Origin of the sequence: Salinimicrobium terrae DSM 17865, from assembly GCF_000424665.1 — a bacterium.
Lineage (GTDB): Bacteria > Bacteroidota > Bacteroidia > Flavobacteriales > Flavobacteriaceae > Salinimicrobium > Salinimicrobium terrae.
This window is the reverse complement of record NZ_AUKI01000011.1, coordinates 375,729-396,449: the sequence shown is the minus strand read 5'-3', so window position 1 is coordinate 396,449 and position 20,721 is coordinate 375,729. Positions and strand designations below refer to the sequence as shown.

Here is a 20,721-nt window from a genome sequence, read left to right as displayed (position 1 = left end):
AAGCTTAACACGGTCGGTTCCTTATTATTTTCGGAAAAATGTAACTAGCTGAAGGGAATGTAAATTGAAATGAAAAGGTCGGAATGAAAATTCCGACCTCTTTGTAGCGAGAACGAGATTTGAACTCGTGACCTCCGGGTTATGAATCCGACGCTCTAACCAACTGAGCTACCTCGCCATTTACTAAAAAGATAGAACCTGTAAGGGCTGTGCTGCCTTTTAGCGGGTGCAAATATAAAAACAATTTGTCTTGCCGCAAACTATCTTTTGGGAATTATTTAAATTGATTTCTTTTTAGGTTTATAATTAATATTTATATTGCCCGAAACTAACAAAATCGCAGCATGGACGATAAGATAAAGTATGAAATGGAGTTTCCAATCCAGGCTTCCCCCTCACTACTCTACAATTATATTGCAACACCATCTGGTTTAAGTGAATGGTATGCAGACAACGTGAACTCACGCGGAGAATTATTTACCTTTATATGGAACGGAAGTGAAGAAAAAGCAAAATTGCTTAGCAAAAAGTCGGGCGAAAGAGTGAAATTTCGCTGGTTGGCAGATGAGGACAGTCAATATTTTTTTGAATTACGCATTCAGGTAGATGAGATTACCAAAGATGTTTCTATCATGGTGACCGATTTTGCTGAAGAAGATGAAATAGATGAAGGGAAAATGTTATGGGAAAATATGATATCAGACCTTAAACAAGTGCTTGGTTCAGTTTAAAAATCCTTTAATATATAGTACCTTTGCCCGTTTTTAAACGGGTTTTTTTATGGTAAATATTAACGGACAATTGTTTGAAGAAGATGAAGCCTCACTCTCTATCGCCAACCGTGGTTTTGCATATGGGGATGCTGTTTTTGAAACAATTCGGGTTATTAATGGCAGGATTATTTTTTGGGAAGACCACTACTTCAGGTTGATGGCCTCGATGCGTATTATGAGAATGGAAATTCCTCTTTCTTTCTCCCCGGAATTTCTTGAAGCAGAAATCTTACAAATTGTTCGGGAAAATAACCTTTTTGAAAGTCAGGCCAGATTGAAGTTTATTGTTTCTCGAAAACCGGGAGGATTTTACACTCCTGCAACAAATGAAATAGACTATTTAATTAACGCTCAATCTCTTCCGGATGCTTTCTACCTGCTTAACGATGATTTTTATGAGGTGGAGCTTTTTAAAGATCATTATGTGACTGCAGGACTGCTTTCTACTTTAAAAACTAACAACAAAGCGGTAAATGTGCTAGCGGGAATTTATGCAAGTGAGAATGACTATCATAATTGTTTGCTGCTTAATGAACAAAAAAATGTAGTAGAAGCTTTAAACGGCAATTTATTCCTGGTGGTCGGTAATGTAATCAAAACTCCGCCGTTAAAAGATGGCTGCTTAAAAGGGATAACCCGGGGAAAAATACTGGAGATCGTAAAAAAATTACCCGATTACAGAATTGAAGAGGCTTCGATATCTCCCTTTGAACTACAAAAAGCAGATGAGATGTTCATCAGTAATGTGGTGATGGGCATACAACCGGTGAGAAAATACCGTAAAAAAGAATATGCGACAGAAGTAGCCAAAACATTGGTTGGCCGGCTGAATACAATGGCAAGATTAAGCTAGTTATAGGAGGGATTCTCGGGAGCATTGGACCAGATCACATAATTGCCTCCCAATTGCATCATTTTGTCTTTCCAGAATGTGCGGGGTTTGCGGTTTAAAATATCTTTATGGTCATTGTTTTCTGCAACTATCCATGAGTGGGCATGAAGTTCTTCATTTAGTTGATCAAATTCCCAGCCTGAGTATCCCAGAAAAAATTTGATCTCGTTTTCACCAATTAGATCCTGGCTTATAAGCTCCTTAACCGCCTCAAAATTTCCACCCCAGTAAATCCCACTGGCGATCTCAATACTATCAGGGATTAGATCCGGAATTTTATGAATAAAGTAAAGATTATCCTGTTCTACAGGACCACCATTATAAACCTTGAAATTTCCTGAAACTTCTGGCAAAAGATCCCGAAGTGTAAAATCCAACTGCTTATTAAGAATAAAACCCACAGAGCCACTCTCTGTATGATCTGCAATTAGCACAACAGACCTATTAAAGGAGAGATCTCCTGTAATAGTAGGTTCGGCAATTAGAAGTAATCCTTTAGCAGGTTTAAGTGTAGTCATTCTTCAATAGTTTCTGCAAACTTTCATTTAAATTAAAAAAATAATGTACAGCTTCAAATGGAAGGGAAAAAAATTAACAAAAAAACTCTCCCTATTGGGAGAGTTTAGTATTTTGTTAGCTTTTGTGAGAATTAGTTCACAGCTTTCTGAAGATCTGCACCAGCTTTGAATTTTACAACATTCTTAGCTCCAATCTTAATTGTTTTACCGGTTTGAGGGTTTCTTCCTTCTCTTGCAGCTCTTTTAGAAACTGACCAGGAACCAAATCCTACTAATGAAACGCGATCTCCTTTTTTAAGAGATTTTTCAACATTCTCAAGAAAAGACTCAAGAGCTTTTTTTGCAGCTGCTTTAGAAATTCCGGCGTTTTCAGCCATTGCATCGATTAAATCTGTTTTGTTCATAATTTGAGTTTTTAATAGTTGTTGGTTAAACTTTTAATAATTTGCTCTACAAATTTATATGGAAAACTTTCCCATGCAAGTAATATCAAGGGAAAAGCCGAATATTGTTAATAACTTCAACAAATTGTTGATAACCTTTGTTGATTTTTTGGAAAATACGCTCATATCAGCATTCATGAGGCTTCAGACAACTTTAGCATTTGAATAAAATTCATAGCCGTTCAAAAGATCTTTTACAGCCAATTTTTTCTTTCCCGGGAGCTGGATTTCCTTCACTATATAAAATCCATTGTTACATGCAATTTTAACTTCTTTACCTTCCTGCACTACCTTTCCTATAGTATGAGCATGATCAGCCTTTTGTATGTCACCTGCGAACACCTTCATCATCATTTTATCATTGCCGTTCTCCAGAATTGTCCACGCCGTAGGGTAGGGGCTAAGGCCGCGAATTAAATCGTAAATAACTTTTAAAGGTTGATCCCAATCTATTCTGGTGTTCTCCCGGGTGAGTTTGTGGGCCGATTTTAATTCTGCAGCCTCTTTTTGTGATGTAGTTTTAACCGAACCTTGCTTAATAGCTTCAAGTGTACTTAAAATAAGTGTGGCCCCCGCTTCCATAAGCTTGTCGTGTAATCGCCCGGCACTCTCACCTAGTTCTATTTTAACTTTTTCCTGCATGATCATTTCACCGGTATCAATTTTTTTATCTATAAAAAAGGTTGACACTCCGGTTTCAGTTTCGCCGTTAATAATAGCCCAGTTAATAGGTGCTGCTCCCCGGTATTGTGGTAGGAGGGAGGCATGCAGATTAAAGGTGCCGTAGGTCGGCATTTTCCACACTGCTTCGGGTAACATTCTGAAGGCTACAACCACCTGCAGGTTTGCATTGAGGTCTTTTAATTCTTTAAGGAAAGCTTCAGCTTTAAGGTTAGCCGGTTGTAAAATTTTAAGGTTTTGTTTTTTAGCATATTCTTTTACGGCCGATTCCTGCAGCTTTCTTCCTCTTCCGGCAGGTCTATCTGGGGCTGTGATCACCCCAACCACATTATAGCCTGCTTCAACTATTGCCTGTAGGGAATGCACCGCAAATTCCGGCGTACCCATAAAAACAATTCTTAAGTCTCTCATAAATGTTTTAATTTATATTTATTAGCAGCAGTAGTGGCGAGAGCTCCTTTCTCTATCAGTAATCCTAATACCTTTATTATATGTTCTTCCGGAAAAGGCAAATTTTCGGCCATTTCCCTTGAGGAATACTCCCGATCTTCCAGGAGACCAATAATTGCAAAATAGATCTTTTTCATTCCCTCCCTGTCCAGTTTGGTTGTTACAGATTTACAAACAGAACATATTCCACAGGGATCAGTATTTTTTTCGCCAAAATAGTGCAGTAACTGTTCGCTCTTGCATTGTTTGTCATTATTGACATAGGCAAGAACCTGTTGTATTTTATCTTTTTTGGTTTTCTCCTGTAGTTTAATATAGGGAATCACAGGATTTATTGTAATGTCATCTTCCCTGGGCACCAAAAAGGTGACCCTGGTATCATGTTGATGATGTTCAAATTCAATAATACCTTCCTTATGGAGCTGCTGCAGCAATTTTGCAGTTTCTTGTGAAGAAGTGCCGGCTTTACCCGCTATTATTTCCAAATTTATATCCACAAGGCTGTCGAAAGCCCCACCATAAGTTCTTAAAGCAGCTTTGACAACAGGGTCGTACTGAGGATTTCCCTCTAAAAACCACGTGACTTTTTTACCCGAGATTAAAAACTGAAGACGGGTTTTCTTCTGAAATTGTTCCGATAACGTCAATACACTTACACGATCAAGCAGAAGCATTGCATTATAAGCGAGTAAAGTATTTAACTCATACTTTTGACAGAATTGGTAGAAGTTGAAATAATGTTCTTCACCTTCACCTTCACCGTAAGCAATCCTAAAATAAGAATTCAATTTTTTGTAAATCAGCTTCACAATATCTACTCCGGGAAGGGTGGCCAAAAATTGATTTTTTAAAAGGGGTATATCACTTTTGTTCGTCAGGACTACTGCCTTTGCTGGTTTACCGTCCCGGCCGGCTCTCCCTGCTTCCTGGAAGTAACTCTCAAGACTTTCAGGTAAGTTTATATGGATCACCGTGCGCACATTTGCCTTGTCAATTCCCATTCCAAAGGCACTGGTAGCTACCATAACCCGTTTTTCTTCCTTTAGCCATTGTTGTAGTCGGGAAGACTTTTCAGCTTTCGGGAGTCCCCCGTGGAAAGAGGTGGCAGAAATGCCCTTTTTGACAAGAAAATGTTCAAGTTCAATGGTAGCTTTCCTGGTGCGCACATAAATTATCCCTGCCTCGTCATGTTCCTTAAGCAACTGCTCCAGGTAATAGTTTTTATCTTCTACCTCTTTAACCATATAGGCAAGATTTTCCCTTCGGAAAGATTTCTGAAGCACTTTTACCTCCCTAAGCTCCAGTTGCTGTGCAATATCTTTCACTACCGGAAGGGTTGCCGTTGCAGTTAACCCTACAATATTAACTTCCGGCTTCAGCTCCCGAAGAAGGGCAATATTTCGGTAAGCGGGCCTGAAGTCGTGGCCCCATTGCGAGATACAGTGAGCTTCATCTACTGCGATAAGGTTCACCTGCATCTGCTTTATACGCTCCTGTACCAATTCCTGCTGAAGTCTCTCAGGAGATATATAAAGGAATTTATAATTCCCGTAAATACAGTTGTCCAGCATGGTATCAACTTCCTTAAAAGCAATTCCGCCGGTTAATGCCATGGCTTTAATATTCTTTGCCTGCAGCGCTTTTACCTGGTCTTCCATTAAAGCGACTAAAGGAGAAATTACAATACAAATACCGGGTTTCATGAGGGCCGGTATCTGGAAACAAAGGGATTTCCCGCCACCGGTAGGGAGAAGGGCGATCACATCCCGGTTTTCTAAAAGTTCTTGAATGATTTCTTTTTGCAAAGGCCTGAAATAGTCAAAGCCCCAATATTGCTTTAATATTTCTTCAGGCTTATTCAAGATGCTCCAGGATAAAGGAAGTTCGCTGAGCAATAGTGCCTTCAGGGACTTCTACAGCTTCATATCCATGAAAGGCGTAGCTGCGGGCAAGCTCATCATGTATCTCCACTGCCTGCTCATAGGTTTCGTAACGTTCGTTATCTTCAGTATAGATTTTCTTCCATGGCGGAAGAATAAAAACCTTGTCGTATATATATTCCCGGCATACACGGTTAAAGGCGGGAGGATAATCATTCCCGAAGTAATTCATATAAGCCACAACATCGGTGACGCCACGATCAAGGAAGACGATTTTTGAAGTTAACTTCTCCGCATCCTCATATTGCCGAATTCTTCCCTCAAGCAGGAGTTCGCTGAACAAAAGAGGATCTTTTAAAAATAACTGATCAATTCCCTTTTTTTGGGCCTCCCTGATGATCTCCCGAGAAACCTCATGGAAGCAGAAGTAACCATTTTCTTCCAAAGCTTGAATGACAGATGTTTTTCCTGTTCCCGGGCCGCCGGTGATTACGATCTTTCTGGTTTTCACGCGGCAAATTTCGACATTTGCATCCAATTTAAAAAATAGATTCTATAATGTATCTTTGCATTTGTAAGGAAGATGAAAATCATGAGCAAAGAACAGGAGCCAGAAGAATTTTACCGTAAGTTGAAGTCACAGTTGCTGGATACTACAGATTGGCCGGCAATTTATCTTTTCAAGTTTATTGTACCTACAGATAAAGAAAAAATAAGGGACGTAGAAGATATCTTTGATAATCTTGGAGCGGTGATCAACACCAAACAGTCTAAAAAAGGAAAATACACGAGTGTATCTGTAAATGTAAGGATGAAAAGCCCCGATACGGTTATAGAGAAATATAAAGAAGTAGGGCAAAAAATCGAAGGAGTGATCTCTCTGTAAATAATTGCAGGATAATTTGGTAGAGCCGCTTTTTTCCTGAATAATTTTTTTAATTTGCAGTCGATAAACTTCTGCAGTATATTATCACCTAATATTATTCATTTTGACAAACGAATTAGAATATAACTCCGAAAGGAGTAAACTTATTATTCCTGAATATGGAAGACATATCCAGAAAATGGTTGAACACGCTGTTGAGATCAAGGATGATGAAGAGCGAAATAAAGTAGCCAGGGCAATTATTGCTGTAATGGGAAATCTTAATCCGCACCTGCGTGACGTGCCCGACTTTCAGCATATGCTTTGGGATCAATTATTTATAATAAGTGATTTTGAACTGGATGTAGAAAGCCCGTTTCCCAAACCTTCACGGGAAATGCTCGAAGAAAGACCGGAGAGAATGACTTATCCCCAAAACTTTCCTAAATATCGTTTCTACGGAAATAATATTAAAAGAATGATCGATGAGGCGAATAAGTTTGAAGAGGGTCCGGAGAAGGAAGGTCTGGTATTTACTATCGCCAATCACATGAAAAAGTCTTATCTAAGTTGGAACAAAGATTCTGTGGATGATAAGGTGATCTTCGAACATTTAAGAGAATTAAGTGGCGGAAAAATTAACATTAAGCATACCGAAGAAGACCTTAGCCAGGCTTCAGAATTATTGAGAAGCAACAAAAAATTTGCCTCGAAAAAGCCGTCTAAAAAAACACATAACAGAGCGCGCAGCCGCAAACGTCATTAAAATCTAAATTTCTTTATGGGAACTTTTCAAATAGAGGGAGGGCATGCTCTAAAAGGGGAAATTCAACCTCAGGGAGCAAAGAACGAAGCCCTGCAAATTCTTTGCGCCGTATTGTTAACTCCCGAAAAAGTCACAATTAAAAATATCCCCGACATTCTCGATGTCAATAAACTAATTCACCTGCTAAAACAACTGGGGGTGAAGGTGGAAAAAATAGAAAAAGGAACCTACACCTTTGAAGCTAACGATCTTGATCTCAATTATCTTAAAAGTGAAAAATTCAAGGAAGAAGGCAGTGGCCTGCGTGGATCGATAATGATAGTGGGACCTATGCTGGCGAGGTTTGGACATGGATATATTCCACGTCCCGGAGGAGATAAGATTGGCCGAAGAAGACTGGACACACACTTTGAAGGTTTTATTAAACTTGGAGCCGACTTTCGTTATAATAAAGAAGAGCGATTTTACGGAGTGGAGGCGCCCAATGGTTTAAAAGGAACTTATATGTTGCTTGAAGAAGCCTCGGTAACCGGAACTGCAAATATTGTAATGGCAGCTGTACTGGCCCAGGGAAAGACTACCATTTATAATGCAGCCTGTGAACCGTACCTTCAACAACTTTGCAGTATGCTTAATAGCATGGGAGCAAAGATCTCGGGCGTGGGATCAAACCTGTTGGAAATTGAAGGAGTAGATTCATTGAAGGGTTGTACCCACACTATCCTGCCCGATATGATCGAGATTGGCTCATGGATTGGACTTGCCGCGATGACCAAGAGTGAGATCACCATCAAGAATGTGGGATGGAAGCATTTAGGAGTTATCCCGTCCACCTTTAAGAAACTCGGAATTCAACTGGAGCAAAGAGGAGATGATATTTTCATTCCTGCTCATACCAATGGTTACGAAGTACAAAGTTTTATTGACGGCTCGATCATGAGTATTAGTGATGCACCATGGCCTGGCTTTACCCCAGATCTCCTGAGTATTATGCTGGTGGTAGCCACTCAAGCTAAAGGAGATGTTCTTATCCACCAAAAGATGTTTGAAAGCCGTCTTTTCTTTGTGGATAAATTAATAGATATGGGCGCTAAGATCATCCTTTGTGATCCCCACCGCGCTACTGTAATTGGCCACAATTTTAAGTCTCAGCTTAAAGCGACTACAATGGTTTCCCCCGATATTAGAGCCGGAATTTCCCTGCTAATTGCAGCACTTTCTGCAAAGGGAACTTCAATAATTCATAATATTGAACAAATTGACCGGGGTTATGAAAACATCGATGAGCGCCTGCAGGCAATTGGGGCAAGGATAAAGAGAGTAGCTTAAGGAGGATTTAAGGTTCAAGGTTTAAAGAGCCAAGAACCAGGATTCAAGAATTTGGATATAGAAAAAGGCTGGCGGAAAATCCTTTTCCACCAGCCTTTTTCTATGGCTTTACATTATACAATAATAACTATACAATATACATTTGTCCTAGTGGCTTTGCATTTCAGCTTTACGTTTTTTGAGTTGCTTTTCGAGATCTTTAACCGTCTCGGCGGCTGCGGCTTCAAAACTATCAGCATTTGAAGATGCATGAATTTTGGGCCCCGGTAGACTTAAATCTATCGCGCAAACTTTGCCTTCTCCATTAGTGGATTTCTGTTCTTTGAACATAACATCTGCGGAAATGACCCAGTCGTATTTATTTTCAAGTTTATCCAGTTTTCTCTGAACGAGTTGCTCGGCCGAACTTTTTGATTCTGTGTTTACAAATTGAATGTTTGTCTTCATAATCTCCTTTTTAATTTATTAATCATAAGATACCAAATTTGCAGGTAACTTGCGGTAGTTTATAAAAAATATAACGTTCTAAAATGGCATTTTTGAGTATACTTTTACTTTGGAAGTTTAGAAGTGATTTCTATAAATTTTACCTCCCCATTGTCCTGAAGTGCATACTCGTAGATTGACTTTCCCTGCACATGCCCATCATCATAAACAGCCAACACCCAGTCTTCGGTAATTACCTGCACCTCCCGGAATTCCATAGTGCCGCCAAGCACTGCTTTTATTGGTATTAAATCTTCCTGCTGTTTCAAAGCCTCAATTATATGTTCTTCAGGATCATTAATATTTTCAAATTCCTTTCCGAAGTAAACAGTGTGATCAATGGAGTTTTGAGCTGTTTCCCTTAGGCTCAAAAGGGAATCATTTAACTGCTCCTGACGACTGAGTTCCAGTGATAATGAATCAATTTTAGAATTATCGACCTGGATTTCACGGTCATCATTTTTGCAGCCGGTGAAAAACACCAAAAAGAGGATCAGAAATCCTCTTTTTGAAAGGTATGATTTACAGATCATAGATGTTATTATAAGGATTTCCGGGAGTCACAAAGAATTCACCGGTCACATAACGAAAATCACGCCCTATTCCTGCAATTTTCTTTAGGTCTTCCTCCTCCAGGTTTACTTTTATGCTTCCCAGATTTGAAATAATATGGTCTTTGGTGGTTGACTTGGGGATTACTGCCGTGCCACGTGCAACAGCCCATTTTATGAGTACCTGGGCAGGAGAAACATTATGTTTTTTAGCTACTTCTATAATTGCCGGTTCCTTTAGAAGTGAAGGTTCATTTTCGGCTTTCATTTTTTCACTACGGTCACTACTTCCCAGGGGAGAGAAGGCTGTACAGTGAATATTGTTTTCCTGACAGAACTGCAAAAGCTCCGGCTGCGGTAAGAAAGGATGCAATTCAACCTGATTCATTTCAGGAATTTCTGTTGTTTTTGACATAAGATCATTCAGCTTTTTACTGCTGAAATTAGATACTCCTATATGCTTTACAAGCCCCTGTTTTTTAGCTTCGATCATGGCATTCCAGGTCTCGATAATGGGAACTTCCTCCAGGGAAAGATAATCTTCATCCTTGGAAGGAAATGACACTCGATGTTTAAAAGCTACGGGCCAGTGAATCAGGTAAAGGTCTAGATAATCGAGCTGTAGATCTTTTAAAGTCTGCTTAAGGGCAGGGATTACATGTTCTTTTCTGTGAGAATCGTTCCATAATTTGGAAGTAACCCATACATCTTCTCTTTTGATCTTACCCCCGGAAAAAATTTCATTGAAAGCCCTGCCAATTTCAGCTTCATTGCCGTAAGTTGCCGCACAATCAATGTGACGATAGCCATTATTTAAAGCAATTTTTACTGCTTCTTCAACTTTTCCTTTTTCAGATTTCCAGGTGCCGAGGCCGATAGCCGGCATTTTATCTCCGTTCTTAAATTTAAGTGTTTCCATGTTTTCAATTTAATACCTTAAAATAAGGAGGAAAACGCGGCTACCAAAGGATTTGAGCAGGTTTAGGAAAAGTTTAATGTTCAAAAAATTTAGAAGTACGAAGGTAGAGGTACGAATTTTTGAAGAATCAAGAATTTATGATTAGAATAAAAATTTTGAATCCTGAACCATTGTTGCCCGATTAATAAAAATAAATATTCCAGAAACCATCTGCTAGTACTGATCCAACATTCACTTTCGCTGTTTGAGGAGGTGGTTTTATGATTTTAATTTTTCAAATTATAGTTTACAGGATATTATATACAAGTCTTGGCTCTAGATTCCAGAAGCGGAGCGATCCTGATTCTTTTCTCGGACAACAATGATCCTGAACCTTAAATTTTGAATTCAGGATTAACGTCTTGGATGAAACTCCTCCATCACCTTGCGCAAGTGAGAGCGATCCAGGTGGACGTAAATTTCGGTTGTAGTGATGCTTTCGTGCCCCAGCATTTGCTGAATTGCTCTAAGATCGGCTCCATTTTCCAGCAGGTGAGTGGCAAAAGAATGCCTGAAGGTGTGCGGACTTATTTTCTTTTTGATACCCGAGGCAGTAGAAAGTTGTCTTATAATAGTGAAGATCATCGCACGGGTGAGTTTTTTTCCGCGGCGATTTAAAAATAATGTGTCTTCATGCCCTTTTTGGATGTCCTGATAGGATCTTACATACTCACGGTAGAGATTAATATACTTTTGTGTAGCTTCAGCAATAGGTACAAACCTCGATTTGCTTCCTTTTCCGATTACTTTAATGAATCCTTCCTTAAAGAACAAATCACTTAGACGTAGATCTATAAGTTCAGAAACTCGTAAGCCACAGCCATAGAGAGTTTCGAGGATGGCACGATTGCGTTCTCCTTCGGCCTTACCTAAATCAATTGCAGCGATGAGAGCATCAATTTCTTCAGTAGAAAGAGTATCGGGAAGTTTTCGTCCGGTCTTTGGGGATTCAATAAGCTCTAAAGGATTAGTCTTTCGGTAATCTTCAAAAACCAGATAATTAAAGAAACTGCGCAGACCTGAAATTATCCTTGACTGGGAGCGGGCATTCACGTTTTTTGCGAGGGAATAAACAAATTGTTGCACCTCCTCTTCAGAAATGGAGACAGGAGATTCATGAATATTATTAGCATATATCCATTTAATCAGTTTCTCCACGTCTAAAGAATAATTTTCAATAGTATTTGCAGATAGTCCCCGCTCAATTTTGAGGTAATGAGAGTAATCTTTTAAAGCGTTTTCCCAGTTCACAGGCCAAAGATAGGTGCTAAAAGTAAGGATTTACGAGTACTTTAAGACAATGTGAGTTTTTCTTAACACTATGCCCCCTACATTTGTCGGGAACTTTAAAACATAGAATTATGAAAAAGTCAATTTTATTTATCGCAGCAATGGTTTTAAGTACCACGTTTGTAGCTGCACAGGAATTCGTCTACTTTGGAGCTAAGGGAGGGGTGAACTTCTCCAACTTCTCTGGAGACGGATGGTCAGATTTTGATGATGGAAGCGCAAGAACAGCATATCATTTAGGTTTAGTTGCCGAAGTGCCGGTTTCTGACCGATTTTCTATTCAGCCCGAGGTGCTGTATTCTGCACAGGGTTATGATATTGTTCGACGGGAGAATGATGAAGACCTGGAGCATAAACTAGATTATGTCACAGTTCCTGTTCTGGCCAAGGTTTATATCTTTAGAGGATTAAGTCTGGAGGCCGGTCCCCAGTTTGGATTTCTTGCGAACCACGAAGTAGGGACAGGTGAGAATGATGTAGAACTTCCAGATGATAACATCAATAATTTTGACCTGAGTCTTGGTCTTGGAGCATCAGTCAAACTCAGTAATTTCTTTATTTATGGACGTTATAATGCTGGTATGACCGATGTTTATGATATTGAAGGCGTAGATGTCAAAAACTCTGTAGTTCAGGCGGGAATAGGATTATGGTTCTAATCCTAATTGCAATTACTATAAAGAAGGGCAGTATTTACTGCCCTTTTTCTTTGGGTTGGAATCAAATGATAGTAAGAATTACCTTTCTAATTTATTTTAACAAATCGATTAATGTAATATCTAAATACCTAATTTAGTGATAGATAACCAATTAAATCTTTAATTATGAAAAAATACTTATATACTTTCCTTTTTCTGGCGTTAGCTTTTTCTTCAACTTATGCTCAGGGAGATATCCGTTTAGGGGTAAACGCAGGACTTCCTTTAGGCGATGCGGCTGATATATCCAGTTTTGGCCTTGGAGCAGATGTGGCATATCTTGTTGGAATGGGAGATACCTTTCAGGTGGGACCAATGGTTGGCTATAGCCACTTCTTTGGAGAAGATTTGGATCTGGGTGGTGGAAATTCTATAGAGCTGGATGATATTCAATTTCTTCCTTTGGCTGCCACTGCAAGATTTAGTCTTATGACCCTGGAACTCGGTGCTGATGTAGGATACGCATTGGGTATAAACGAGGGGAATGATGGTGGGTTTTACTATAAGCCAAAAGTAGGATTTAATCTGTTTGGACTTGCACTTATAGCTTCTTATACCGGGATTAGCCGGGATGGCGGTACTTTTTCTTCTTTAAATCTTGGAGCTGAATTCCGCTTGTAAATGATTTAAAATTATACAGCAGAATAACTTTTGATATAAAACGGAAACTTCGGTTTCCGTTTTTTTATTTTTTACATTTACCTTTATGAAAATAATAATCATTAACGGACCAAATCTAAACCTGCTAGGCAACCGGGAACCGGGAACTTATGGTAAGGAAACCTTCGAAACTTACCTTCAAAAGTTAAAAGAAAAATATCCTGATGTAGAATTCAGTTACTTCCAGTCAAATATCGAGGGTGAACTTATTGGCCGTCTTCAAGCAGCAGACGGAAATTTTGACGGAATAATTTTAAATGCCGCTGCTTATACCCATACCTCAGTCGGAATTGGAGATGCAGTAAAGGCTATTGCAACTCCCGTGGTTGAAGTTCATATCTCCAACACTTCTGCACGGGAGGAATTTCGCCATCGCTCTTTCATTGCTCCCAATGCAAAAGGAGTCGTCCTCGGTTTTGGGTTGCAGAGTTATGAGCTGGCTCTTTTGAGTTTTGAGTAACCTGATCCTGTTTATAAGTATTTGATCGTTGTATACGACCATTTGATCCAATATAATCTCAATTTTTAGTTTGCTATTTATTTTTGAAGATATTTGCAGCCTAACTTAAATCATATTAATTATGAAAAAACTATTGATTATCGCTGCGGTCTTTTTATCCGCTGGGACACTTAGCGCTCAGGAATTTGTTGAATTCGGAGCTAAAGGAGGGTTGAATTTCGCTTCTTTAAGTGGAGATGAAACTGAAGGTCTTGATGGTGTGACAAGTTTTCATTTAGGACTGTTAGCTGAATTTCCCTTGACCGATAAATTTTCAGTTCAGCCGGAAGTTCTTTATTCTGGGTTAGGAGCATCAGCTTCAGAGGGCGACGCGACCTTGAAATTAGATTACATAAGTGTTCCGGTAATGTTGAAATACTATGTTATGAATGGGTTATTTTTAGAGGCTGGTCCACAAATTTCATTTAACGTAGTTGCTGAAGCAGAAGAGGATGGAGAAACTGGTGAAGTAGAAAATATTAAATCTACAGATTTTGGTGCAGGTGTTGGAGTAGGGTACGAGCTTCCCATGGGTCTGTTATTTGATGCAAGATACGTCCTTGGCTTTTCGAACATATGGGATGGGGAGCTAGACGGCAGTGATTTCAGTCAAAAAAATAATGTGATTCAACTTTCCGTAGGATTTAAATTTTAAGACTATTTGACCTTACTAAAAAGTGAAAACTATGTTTTCGCTTTTTTTTTGGTTTTTCTTTACCTTCGGAAAATGAAAAAAGCCTTTTTAAACTGGAGTTCGGGGAAAGATGCGGCCTATGCGCTTTATCTTTTGCAGCAGGCCGATAATTTTTCCATTGAAAAGCTGGTAACGACGATTAATTCTGAAAACAACAGGATATCCATGCACGGTTTGCGACAGGAGCTTTTAATGGAGCAGGCTAAGATTATTGGGATACCCCTTCAAATTATTTCCCTTGACGGAAATGTTTCTATGGATACCTATAACCGGATCATGGAAAAGGAAACCGGAAAATTAAAGTCAGAGGGATTTACCCACAGTGTTTTTGGTGATATTTTTCTTGAAGACCTAAAACAGTATAGGGAGCAGCAGCTTCAAAAAGTGGATTTGCTACCGGTCTTTCCGCTGTGGAAAAAGGACTCCGCTGCTTTAATGAAGGATTTTCTTGCTTCAGGATTTAAAGCGATTACAGTAAGTGTAAACGCCAAAGTTCTGGATCAATCTTTTTGCGGAAGGATCATAGATCAGGATTTTCTGTCCGACCTTCCTGAAGGGGTGGATCCGGCGGGTGAGAATGGCGAATTTCACAGCTTTGTCTTTGATGGCCCAATATTCAAGGAGCCGGTGACCTTCCAAAAAGGGGAAATTGTGGAGCGTTCTTTTGATCCTGCTAAAACTAAAAAAGAAAATTGCTTTAAAGAGGAACAGGAAAGCTGGGATACCAAGTTTTATTACTGCGATCTATTTAGTTAATAGTTTTTGAAAAATAGTTATTAGGAGCTTGTGGACTTCAGAGGATTATTTAATCCAGTTCACCATGACCTTTAACCCAATTAACCAATCACCATTCACCAATCCCTCAATTAACACAAATTTATCCTCCTCTTCTGTGAATTAATGGCGCTATCAATTAAATTAGGCCATGGAAAGGCAACATGTGAGAAAAGGATTTATTTTTAAAAAGTTTGAGGAAGAGAATATTCCTCCATTTGATAAGCTCTTTGAGATCTTCAAAGAACTCATTACCCATACATCCGGTGATTTTGATGAAGCCATAGATTGGCTCGGACAATTAGACGTTGAGTACAAACTAACCGATGAGAATTACACCATTGATGACTTTATTGAAGACCTGAAAAAGAAAGGATATATCCGGGAGGAGATTGATGGTGGTGGAGGAATGGCTATTACTGCCAAGACCGAAAGAGCTATTAGACAGCAGGCACTAAACCAGATCTTCGGAAAACTGCGTAAAAGTAGATCGGGCAACCACAATACAAAACAGTCCGGGCTGGGAGATGAACATACTGGAGAATTCCGAAATTACAATTTCGGAGATTCCCTGGATAAAATTTCGATGACCGAATCTCTAAGAAATGCACAGATCCAGCACGGAGCAGATGATTTTCGAATGACCGAGGATGACCTGGTCGTTGAGGAAACCCATCATAAAAGCCAGATGAGCACAGTGCTCATGATTGATATAAGCCATAGTATGATCCTGTATGGTGAAGATCGTATTACTCCGGCGAAAAAAGTCGCTATGGCTCTGGCCGAGCTTATTACTACGCGTTATCCGAAAGACACATTAGATATTCTTGTTTTTGGTAATGATGCTTGGAGGATTTCAATAGGCGATTTGCCTTACCTGCAGGTAGGGCCTTACCATACGAATACTGTTGCCGGTCTTGAACTGGCTATGGATTTACTGCGTCGCAAGCGAAACACAAATAAGCAGATCTTTATGATAACCGATGGTAAACCCAGCTGCCTTAGGGAACGCGACGGTAGTTATTACCAGAATAGTGTAGGACTGGATCCATACATTATTGAAAAGTGTTATAATGCTGCCAGCCAGGCAAGAAAACTACATATTCCTATTACTACCTTCATGATTGCACAGGATCCTTACCTGGAGCGGTTTGTTAGGGAATTTACGCAGGCAAATCAAGGGAAGGCCTTTTTTACCGGACTAAAAGGTCTGGGCGAAATGATTTTTGAAGACTACGAGACTAACCGCAAGAAACGCATCAAAGGATAAAATACTATAGGCTCGAAAAGGCCTTTTTAAAACATAAATTTTGCAGAACATGGATATAGAGAAGCTCAAAACATTTGGAAGCTTGAAGAAGTTTGGTTATCAAAGCAAGAGTATAAAAACTGAATTAAGGCAAAACCTGCTGAACAAAATAAGAAAGAATGAACCCACTTTTGAAGGGATACATGGTTATGAAAACACTGTAATACCTGAACTGGAGCGCGCAATACTTTCAAAACACAATATCAATTTTCTTGGCCTAAGAGGACAGGCTAAAACCCGACTCGCAAGGATGATGGTCAATCTTCTGGATGAGTGGATCCCAATAGTGGAAGGCTCTGAGATCAATGATGATCCTTTTAATCCAATTTCAAGATATGCCCGAGAGCTGCTGGAAGAGAAAGGGGATGAGACCCAAATCTCCTGGGTTCACAGAAATGAACGTTTTTTTGAAAAGCTTGCCACTCCCGATGTGACAGTAGCCGATATCATCGGAGATGTGGATCCCATAAAAGCTGCAAACCTGAAACTGAGCTATGCCGATGACCGTGTGATCCACTACGGAATGATCCCCCGTGCCAACCGTAGCATTTTTGTGATCAACGAGCTGCCCGATCTACAGGCGAGGATCCAGGTGGCACTTTTCAATATTTTGCAGGAAGGAGATATACAGATTCGTGGATTTAAGCTGAGACTACCATTGGATATGCAATTTATTTTTACTGCCAATCCCGAAGACTACACAAACCGCGGGAGCATAGTTACTCCATTAAAAGACAGGATTGGATCTCAAATCCTTACTCACTATCCAATGGATGTAAAGACTGCGAAAAAGATCACTCAGCAGGAAGCTAAATTTGATAAGGAGCAAACCGAAATGGTTCAGGTTCCGGAACTGGCCAAAGATCTTTTGGAACAGATAAGTTTTGAGGCCCGGGATCATGAATATATTGATTCACGAAGTGGAATAAGCGCAAGGTTAAGTATTACGGCCTATGAAAATCTGCTAAGTACTGCAGAAAGGAGAGCTGTGAAAAATGGAGAAGAAAAGACACTATTAAGATTTGGAGATTTTCTTGGAGTCATACCTTCCATTACTGGTAAAATTGAGCTGGTCTATGAAGGAGAGCAGGAGGGAAGCGCTTTCGTAGCACAGGAGCTTATTGGGGAAGCTGTAAAAACATTATTTCCGACTATGTTCCCCAAGATAGAAAAGCTTCAGAAACCAGATGCCGAGGATCCTTATTCAGAAATCGTGGAATGGTTCTTTTCTGAAAGTGGATTTGAGCTACTCGATGAAACTTCAGATAAAGAATATAAGAGAGCTCTGGATTCGATTCCTGCGCTGGAGAAGCTTGTGAACAAGCATCAGCCAAATGTTTCTCAAGAGGATAAGTATTTTCTGAAAGAGTTTGTTCTTTGGGGATTAGTGGAATACAAAAAACTCAATAAGTTCCGCTTTGCTGAAGGTATGCAATTCAAGGATATTTATGGTAGCTATATTGAGGGTTTAAGGAATAATGAGTAAGAAGAATCTAGAGCCTAGAAACTAGAATCTAGACTTTCACAAAGATCTCTATAAGATACCTAAGTAGAACTTAAAGATAAAACCCTTCGAAAATTTTTTCGAAGGGTTTTATCTTTAGTCTAGTCTCTAGAATCTAGTTTCTAGTCTCTCAATAAGATCTACAAATGAATTACTTCCCCATAGGCATCAGCCACTGCTTCCATTACCGCTTCACTCATAGTTGGGTGAGGGTGGATGGCTTTTAGTACCTCATGTCCTGTGGTTTCCAGTTTGCGTCCAAGAACCGCTTCAGCGATCATATCGGTAACGCCGGCACCAATCATGTGGCAGCCCAGCCATTCTCCATATTTCGCATCAAAAATTACTTTAACGAATCCGTCGGGAGTACCGGCAGCTTTTGCTTTTCCGGAAGCCGAGAATGGAAATTTCCCAACCTTCAGTTCATATCCTGCTTCTTTAGCTTGTTTTTCGGTCATTCCCACAGAAGCGATTTCAGGCGTTGCGTAAGTACAACCGGGGATATTTCCGTAGTCAATTGGCTCAACATGCATTCCTTTGATCTTTTCTACACAAGTGATCCCTTCCGCAGAAGCAACGTGGGCAAGAGCAGGTCCTGCAACTACATCTCCAATTGCATAAATTCCCTTTACGTTAGTTTCGTAGTACTGGCTAACAACAATTTTATCTTTATCGGTTTTGATGCCTAGCTCTTCAAGCCCGATATTTTCAAGATTGGATTTAATGCCTACGGCTGAAAGTACAACTTCGGCTTCGAGGGTTTCCTCTCCTTTTTTGGTCTTAACCTTAGCTTTTACAAGATCTCCTGAAGTGTCAACACTTTCAACAGCAGAACCGGTCATTACCTTGATTCCGGCTTTTTTGAAACTCCGCTCAAACTGTTTTGAAATTTCCTCATCTTCAAGCGGCACCAGGTTTGGGAGATATTCTACAACAGTTACCTCAGTTCCCATGGTATTATAAAAATGAGCAAACTCAACTCCAATGGCACCAGACCCTACTACGATCATAGATTTTGGTTGCTTCTCAAGGCTCATCGCCTCGCGGTAACCTATTACTTTCTTTCCATCCTGCGGAAGGCCGGGAAGCTCTCTTGAACGTGCACCGGTGGCAATAATTATATGATCTGCAGAGTATTCGGACTTCTTATCGTTCTTATCTGTAACCTCGATCTTTTTTCCTTGTTTTAATTTTCCGAAACCGTCGATAACATCGATCTTGTTCTTCTTCATCAGGAATTGAACCCCTTTGCTCATGCTATCGGCTACATTTCGGCTACGCTTAATAACGGCACCAAAATCCTTTTCGGCTTTCTCTACTTTTAGTCCGTAGTCTTCTGCATGATTGAGGTATTCAAAAACCTGGGCACTTTTTAAAAGCGCTTTAGTGGGGATACAACCCCAGTTAAGGCAAACTCCACCAAGATTCTCCTTTTCTATAACCGCGGTTTTGAAACCCAACTGCGATGCACGAATGGCAGTCACGTATCCACCGGGACCACTTCCTAAAACTATAACGTCATATTTACTCATATTCGGAATTTTTTGTAACTGAATTTAAAGACAGCGAATTTACGGAATTTAACCTTAAAGCAAAAGTATATGATTTCAGGAATTACCTATAAAAAAGACCTTTTTAGCACCTTTCCACAAAAAAATTCCTTTCTCCCGACGGGAAAAAGGAATTTTAGTTAAAAAGGGGGATTCGGTTACTTTAAATCAAGCGCCTGCATTACGGCATCATGATCTGAAAAATCTATGCTCATTTCATCAACAAACTCCGATGGTACTACTACAAACTTGAAGTATTGATTTTGTAGATAATCTTCATCTAAGGTTGCCAGATCAAAGTTTCCGGTTATAACTATCTCCACGTCTTCATCTGTATGATTAAAAGAGTACTGGATAATCCTTCCGTCATTTAAAAAATACGATTTTGGCAGTAAACTCCATGTCTCCACATCACCTATAACCTCCAGTCTATAAGCTAAAATGGCGTCAGATTCGAAAACTTCAACATCTGCAGGAATTTCAAAATAATGATTATACAGATTAAAATCACTGTCAAAATCAAAACTTCTTGCAGTAAGGTCTCCAAATGTCTGTCCCAGTATATTAATTCCGGGTTCTCCCGGTGGTCCCGGTGGTCCCGGCTCATCACTGGAGCAGGAAGTAAGGCTAAAGGCTATAAAAGCGAATAATAATGTTATTTTTTTCATGTTTATTGGGATTTAGATTCAAATTCTATACTTGCCGAGTTAACGCAGTAGCGTTGCCCGGTCTCTGAGGGACCATCGTCAAAAACATGCCCGAGATGGCTGCCGCAATTTGCGCATAAGATCTCTGTGCGTATCATTCCAAAACTCCTGTCCTGCACGTATTCTATCGCACCTTCTTTGGCATCATCAAAACTGGGCCAACCGCAATTACTCTCAAATTTTTGATCACTTTCAAAAAGTTCTGCATTACAGGCCGCACAGCGATATGCCCCTTCCTGGAAATGCATGTTGTACTTACCGGAGTGGGGCGCTTCTGTTCCTTTTTCTCGCAAAACACGATATTGCTCATCTGAAAGCTTTTTTCGCCATTCAGATTCTGAACGTTCTATAGGATATTTTTTGACCATTTTTAGACTGTTAGACTGTTAGACTGTTAGACTGTTAGACTGTTTGTTTTAAAATTAAATAATATGAATGGTAGGC

At 39.7% G+C, this 20,721-nt stretch carries 23 protein-coding genes, 1 tRNA gene and 1 pseudogene; 12 read left to right on the top strand and 13 right to left on the bottom strand.

The window, feature by feature from the left end; genetic code table 11:
• Positions 1–104: 104 nt before the first annotated feature.
• Positions 105–178 (bottom strand) — tRNA-Met (locus H148_RS0104415).
• Between the two features lie 166 nt (positions 179–344).
• Between H148_RS0104415 and H148_RS0104410 the strand changes: the two genes are divergently transcribed.
• A complete protein-coding gene (locus H148_RS0104410; protein WP_029033720.1) occupies positions 345–731 on the top strand; it encodes an START-like domain-containing protein in 387 nt (128 codons plus the stop codon).
• 49 nt (positions 732–780) lie between these two features.
• A complete protein-coding gene (locus tag H148_RS0104405) occupies positions 781–1,626 on the top strand; it encodes an aminotransferase class IV (RefSeq protein ID WP_029033719.1) in 846 nt (281 codons plus the stop codon).
• On the opposite strand, the gene H148_RS0104400 is transcribed toward H148_RS0104405, so the two are convergent.
• The 5 genes and pseudogenes from H148_RS0104400 to H148_RS0104380 all read right to left on the bottom strand — a co-directional run bounded on the left by H148_RS0104400 (position 1,623) and on the right by H148_RS0104380 (position 6,148).
• A complete protein-coding gene (locus H148_RS0104400) occupies positions 1,623–2,183 on the bottom strand; it encodes a YqgE/AlgH family protein (protein WP_029033718.1) in 561 nt (186 codons plus the stop codon). The two genes, H148_RS0104405 and H148_RS0104400, sit on opposite strands and share 4 nt — an antisense overlap.
• A 131-nt stretch (positions 2,184–2,314) precedes the next feature.
• Positions 2,315–2,596 (bottom strand): annotated as a pseudogene (locus tag H148_RS0104395) (HU family DNA-binding protein); the annotation flags it as partial.
• A gap of 174 nt (positions 2,597–2,770) precedes the next feature.
• A complete protein-coding gene (gene fmt, locus H148_RS0104390; protein ID WP_029033716.1) occupies positions 2,771–3,718 on the bottom strand; it encodes a methionyl-tRNA formyltransferase in 948 nt (315 codons plus the stop codon).
• Positions 3,715–5,619, bottom strand: coding sequence for a RecQ family ATP-dependent DNA helicase (locus tag H148_RS0104385; protein WP_029033715.1), 1,905 nt, complete (start codon positions 5,617–5,619; stop codon positions 3,715–3,717). Before H148_RS0104385 ends, fmt begins: the two co-directional genes overlap by 4 nt.
• Positions 5,612–6,148 (bottom strand): AAA family ATPase, encoded by a 537-nt coding sequence (locus H148_RS0104380; protein ID WP_029033714.1) that lies wholly within the window; start codon positions 6,146–6,148, stop codon positions 5,612–5,614. The genes H148_RS0104385 and H148_RS0104380 overlap by 8 nt, the downstream gene beginning before the upstream one ends.
• 81 nt (positions 6,149–6,229) lie before the next feature.
• On the opposite strand from H148_RS0104380, the gene H148_RS0104375 reads away from it, so the two are divergent.
• From H148_RS0104375 to murA, 3 genes are all read left to right on the top strand, one after another.
• Positions 6,230–6,523 (top strand): DUF493 family protein, encoded by a 294-nt coding sequence (locus H148_RS0104375; RefSeq protein WP_029033713.1) that lies wholly within the window; start codon positions 6,230–6,232, stop codon positions 6,521–6,523.
• Between the two features lie 103 nt (positions 6,524–6,626).
• Positions 6,627–7,268, top strand: a complete 642-nt coding sequence (locus H148_RS0104370; RefSeq protein ID WP_029033712.1) for a DUF4290 domain-containing protein — start codon at positions 6,627–6,629, stop codon at positions 7,266–7,268.
• 15 nt (positions 7,269–7,283) lie between these two features.
• Entirely contained in the window at positions 7,284–8,597 is a 1,314-nt protein-coding gene (gene murA, locus H148_RS0104365) for a UDP-N-acetylglucosamine 1-carboxyvinyltransferase (RefSeq protein WP_029033711.1), read from the top strand.
• Positions 8,598–8,744: 147 nt separating this feature from the next.
• Here the strand turns inward: murA and H148_RS0104360 are convergent, their stop codons facing one another.
• From H148_RS0104360 to xerD, 4 genes are all read right to left on the bottom strand, one after another.
• Positions 8,745–9,044, bottom strand: a complete 300-nt coding sequence (locus H148_RS0104360) for an HPF/RaiA family ribosome-associated protein (protein WP_029033710.1) — start codon at positions 9,042–9,044, stop codon at positions 8,745–8,747.
• A gap of 104 nt (positions 9,045–9,148) precedes the next feature.
• The gene (locus tag H148_RS0104355; RefSeq protein ID WP_029033709.1) at positions 9,149–9,616 is read right to left on the bottom strand and encodes a hypothetical protein; all 468 of its coding nucleotides are present in this window, start codon (positions 9,614–9,616) and stop codon (positions 9,149–9,151) included.
• On the bottom strand, positions 9,606–10,553 hold the full coding sequence (locus H148_RS0104350) for an aldo/keto reductase (protein WP_029033708.1): 948 nt from the start codon (positions 10,551–10,553) through the stop codon (positions 9,606–9,608). Before H148_RS0104350 ends, H148_RS0104355 begins: the two co-directional genes overlap by 11 nt.
• 393 nt (positions 10,554–10,946) lie before the next feature.
• Entirely contained in the window at positions 10,947–11,843 is an 897-nt protein-coding gene (xerD, locus tag H148_RS0104345) for a site-specific tyrosine recombinase XerD (RefSeq protein ID WP_029033707.1), read from the bottom strand.
• 110 nt (positions 11,844–11,953) lie between these two features.
• Between xerD and H148_RS0104340 the strand changes: the two genes are divergently transcribed.
• From H148_RS0104340 to H148_RS0104310, 7 genes are all read left to right on the top strand, one after another.
• Positions 11,954–12,541, top strand: a complete 588-nt coding sequence (locus H148_RS0104340) for a porin family protein (protein ID WP_029033706.1) — start codon at positions 11,954–11,956, stop codon at positions 12,539–12,541.
• 165 nt (positions 12,542–12,706) lie between these two features.
• A complete protein-coding gene (locus tag H148_RS0104335) occupies positions 12,707–13,201 on the top strand; it encodes a hypothetical protein (RefSeq protein ID WP_029033705.1) in 495 nt (164 codons plus the stop codon).
• A gap of 85 nt (positions 13,202–13,286) precedes the next feature.
• Complete coding sequence (aroQ, locus tag H148_RS0104330; protein WP_029033704.1) at positions 13,287–13,700, top strand: type II 3-dehydroquinate dehydratase; 414 nt, start codon at positions 13,287–13,289, stop codon at positions 13,698–13,700.
• Between the two features lie 121 nt (positions 13,701–13,821).
• Entirely contained in the window at positions 13,822–14,394 is a 573-nt protein-coding gene (locus H148_RS0104325) for a porin family protein (RefSeq protein ID WP_029033703.1), read from the top strand.
• Between the two features lie 72 nt (positions 14,395–14,466).
• Positions 14,467–15,189 (top strand): Dph6-related ATP pyrophosphatase, encoded by a 723-nt coding sequence (locus tag H148_RS0104320; protein WP_029033702.1) that lies wholly within the window; start codon positions 14,467–14,469, stop codon positions 15,187–15,189.
• A gap of 169 nt (positions 15,190–15,358) precedes the next feature.
• Positions 15,359–16,477 (top strand): vWA domain-containing protein, encoded by a 1,119-nt coding sequence (locus H148_RS0104315; protein ID WP_029033701.1) that lies wholly within the window; start codon positions 15,359–15,361, stop codon positions 16,475–16,477.
• 49 nt (positions 16,478–16,526) lie between these two features.
• Positions 16,527–18,002, top strand: coding sequence for an AAA family ATPase (locus H148_RS0104310; RefSeq protein ID WP_029033700.1), 1,476 nt, complete (start codon positions 16,527–16,529; stop codon positions 18,000–18,002).
• A 158-nt stretch (positions 18,003–18,160) separates the two neighbouring features.
• On the opposite strand, the gene lpdA is transcribed toward H148_RS0104310, so the two are convergent.
• The 3 genes from lpdA to msrB all read right to left on the bottom strand — a co-directional run bounded on the left by lpdA (position 18,161) and on the right by msrB (position 20,645).
• Positions 18,161–19,552 (bottom strand): dihydrolipoyl dehydrogenase, encoded by a 1,392-nt coding sequence (lpdA, locus tag H148_RS0104305; protein WP_029033699.1) that lies wholly within the window; start codon positions 19,550–19,552, stop codon positions 18,161–18,163.
• A 176-nt stretch (positions 19,553–19,728) separates the two neighbouring features.
• Positions 19,729–20,238, bottom strand: a complete 510-nt coding sequence (locus H148_RS0104295; RefSeq protein ID WP_029033698.1) for a hypothetical protein — start codon at positions 20,236–20,238, stop codon at positions 19,729–19,731.
• Positions 20,239–20,240: 2 nt separating this feature from the next.
• Positions 20,241–20,645, bottom strand: a complete 405-nt coding sequence (msrB, locus tag H148_RS0104290) for a peptide-methionine (R)-S-oxide reductase MsrB (protein ID WP_029033697.1) — start codon at positions 20,643–20,645, stop codon at positions 20,241–20,243.
• Positions 20,646–20,721 lie beyond the last annotated feature (76 nt).

Excerpts from the sequence above, each read along its gene's own strand:
- H148_RS0104410 (WP_029033720.1), top strand. The coding sequence starts at position 345 with ATGGACGATAAGATAAAGTATGAAATGGAGTTTCCAATCCAGGCTTCC.
- H148_RS0104405 (WP_029033719.1), top strand. The coding sequence starts at position 781 with ATGGTAAATATTAACGGACAATTGTTTGAAGAAGATGAAGCCTCACTC.
- H148_RS0104400 (WP_029033718.1), bottom strand. The coding sequence starts at position 2,183 with ATGACTACACTTAAACCTGCTAAAGGATTACTTCTAATTGCCGAACCT.
- fmt (WP_029033716.1), bottom strand. The coding sequence starts at position 3,718 with ATGAGAGACTTAAGAATTGTTTTTATGGGTACGCCGGAATTTGCGGTG.
- H148_RS0104375 (WP_029033713.1), top strand. The coding sequence starts at position 6,230 with ATGAGCAAAGAACAGGAGCCAGAAGAATTTTACCGTAAGTTGAAGTCA.
- murA (WP_029033711.1), top strand. The coding sequence starts at position 7,284 with ATGGGAACTTTTCAAATAGAGGGAGGGCATGCTCTAAAAGGGGAAATT.
- H148_RS0104360 (WP_029033710.1), bottom strand. The coding sequence starts at position 9,044 with ATGAAGACAAACATTCAATTTGTAAACACAGAATCAAAAAGTTCGGCC.
- H148_RS0104355 (WP_029033709.1), bottom strand. The coding sequence starts at position 9,616 with ATGATCTGTAAATCATACCTTTCAAAAAGAGGATTTCTGATCCTCTTT.
- H148_RS0104350 (WP_029033708.1), bottom strand. The coding sequence starts at position 10,553 with ATGGAAACACTTAAATTTAAGAACGGAGATAAAATGCCGGCTATCGGC.
- H148_RS0104340 (WP_029033706.1), top strand. The coding sequence starts at position 11,954 with ATGAAAAAGTCAATTTTATTTATCGCAGCAATGGTTTTAAGTACCACG.
- H148_RS0104335 (WP_029033705.1), top strand. The coding sequence starts at position 12,707 with ATGAAAAAATACTTATATACTTTCCTTTTTCTGGCGTTAGCTTTTTCT.
- aroQ (WP_029033704.1), top strand. The coding sequence starts at position 13,287 with ATGAAAATAATAATCATTAACGGACCAAATCTAAACCTGCTAGGCAAC.
- H148_RS0104325 (WP_029033703.1), top strand. The coding sequence starts at position 13,822 with ATGAAAAAACTATTGATTATCGCTGCGGTCTTTTTATCCGCTGGGACA.
- H148_RS0104320 (WP_029033702.1), top strand. The coding sequence starts at position 14,467 with ATGAAAAAAGCCTTTTTAAACTGGAGTTCGGGGAAAGATGCGGCCTAT.
- H148_RS0104315 (WP_029033701.1), top strand. The coding sequence starts at position 15,359 with ATGGAAAGGCAACATGTGAGAAAAGGATTTATTTTTAAAAAGTTTGAG.
- H148_RS0104310 (WP_029033700.1), top strand. The coding sequence starts at position 16,527 with ATGGATATAGAGAAGCTCAAAACATTTGGAAGCTTGAAGAAGTTTGGT.
- lpdA (WP_029033699.1), bottom strand. The coding sequence starts at position 19,552 with ATGAGTAAATATGACGTTATAGTTTTAGGAAGTGGTCCCGGTGGATAC.
- H148_RS0104295 (WP_029033698.1), bottom strand. The coding sequence starts at position 20,238 with ATGAAAAAAATAACATTATTATTCGCTTTTATAGCCTTTAGCCTTACT.
- msrB (WP_029033697.1), bottom strand. The coding sequence starts at position 20,645 with ATGGTCAAAAAATATCCTATAGAACGTTCAGAATCTGAATGGCGAAAA.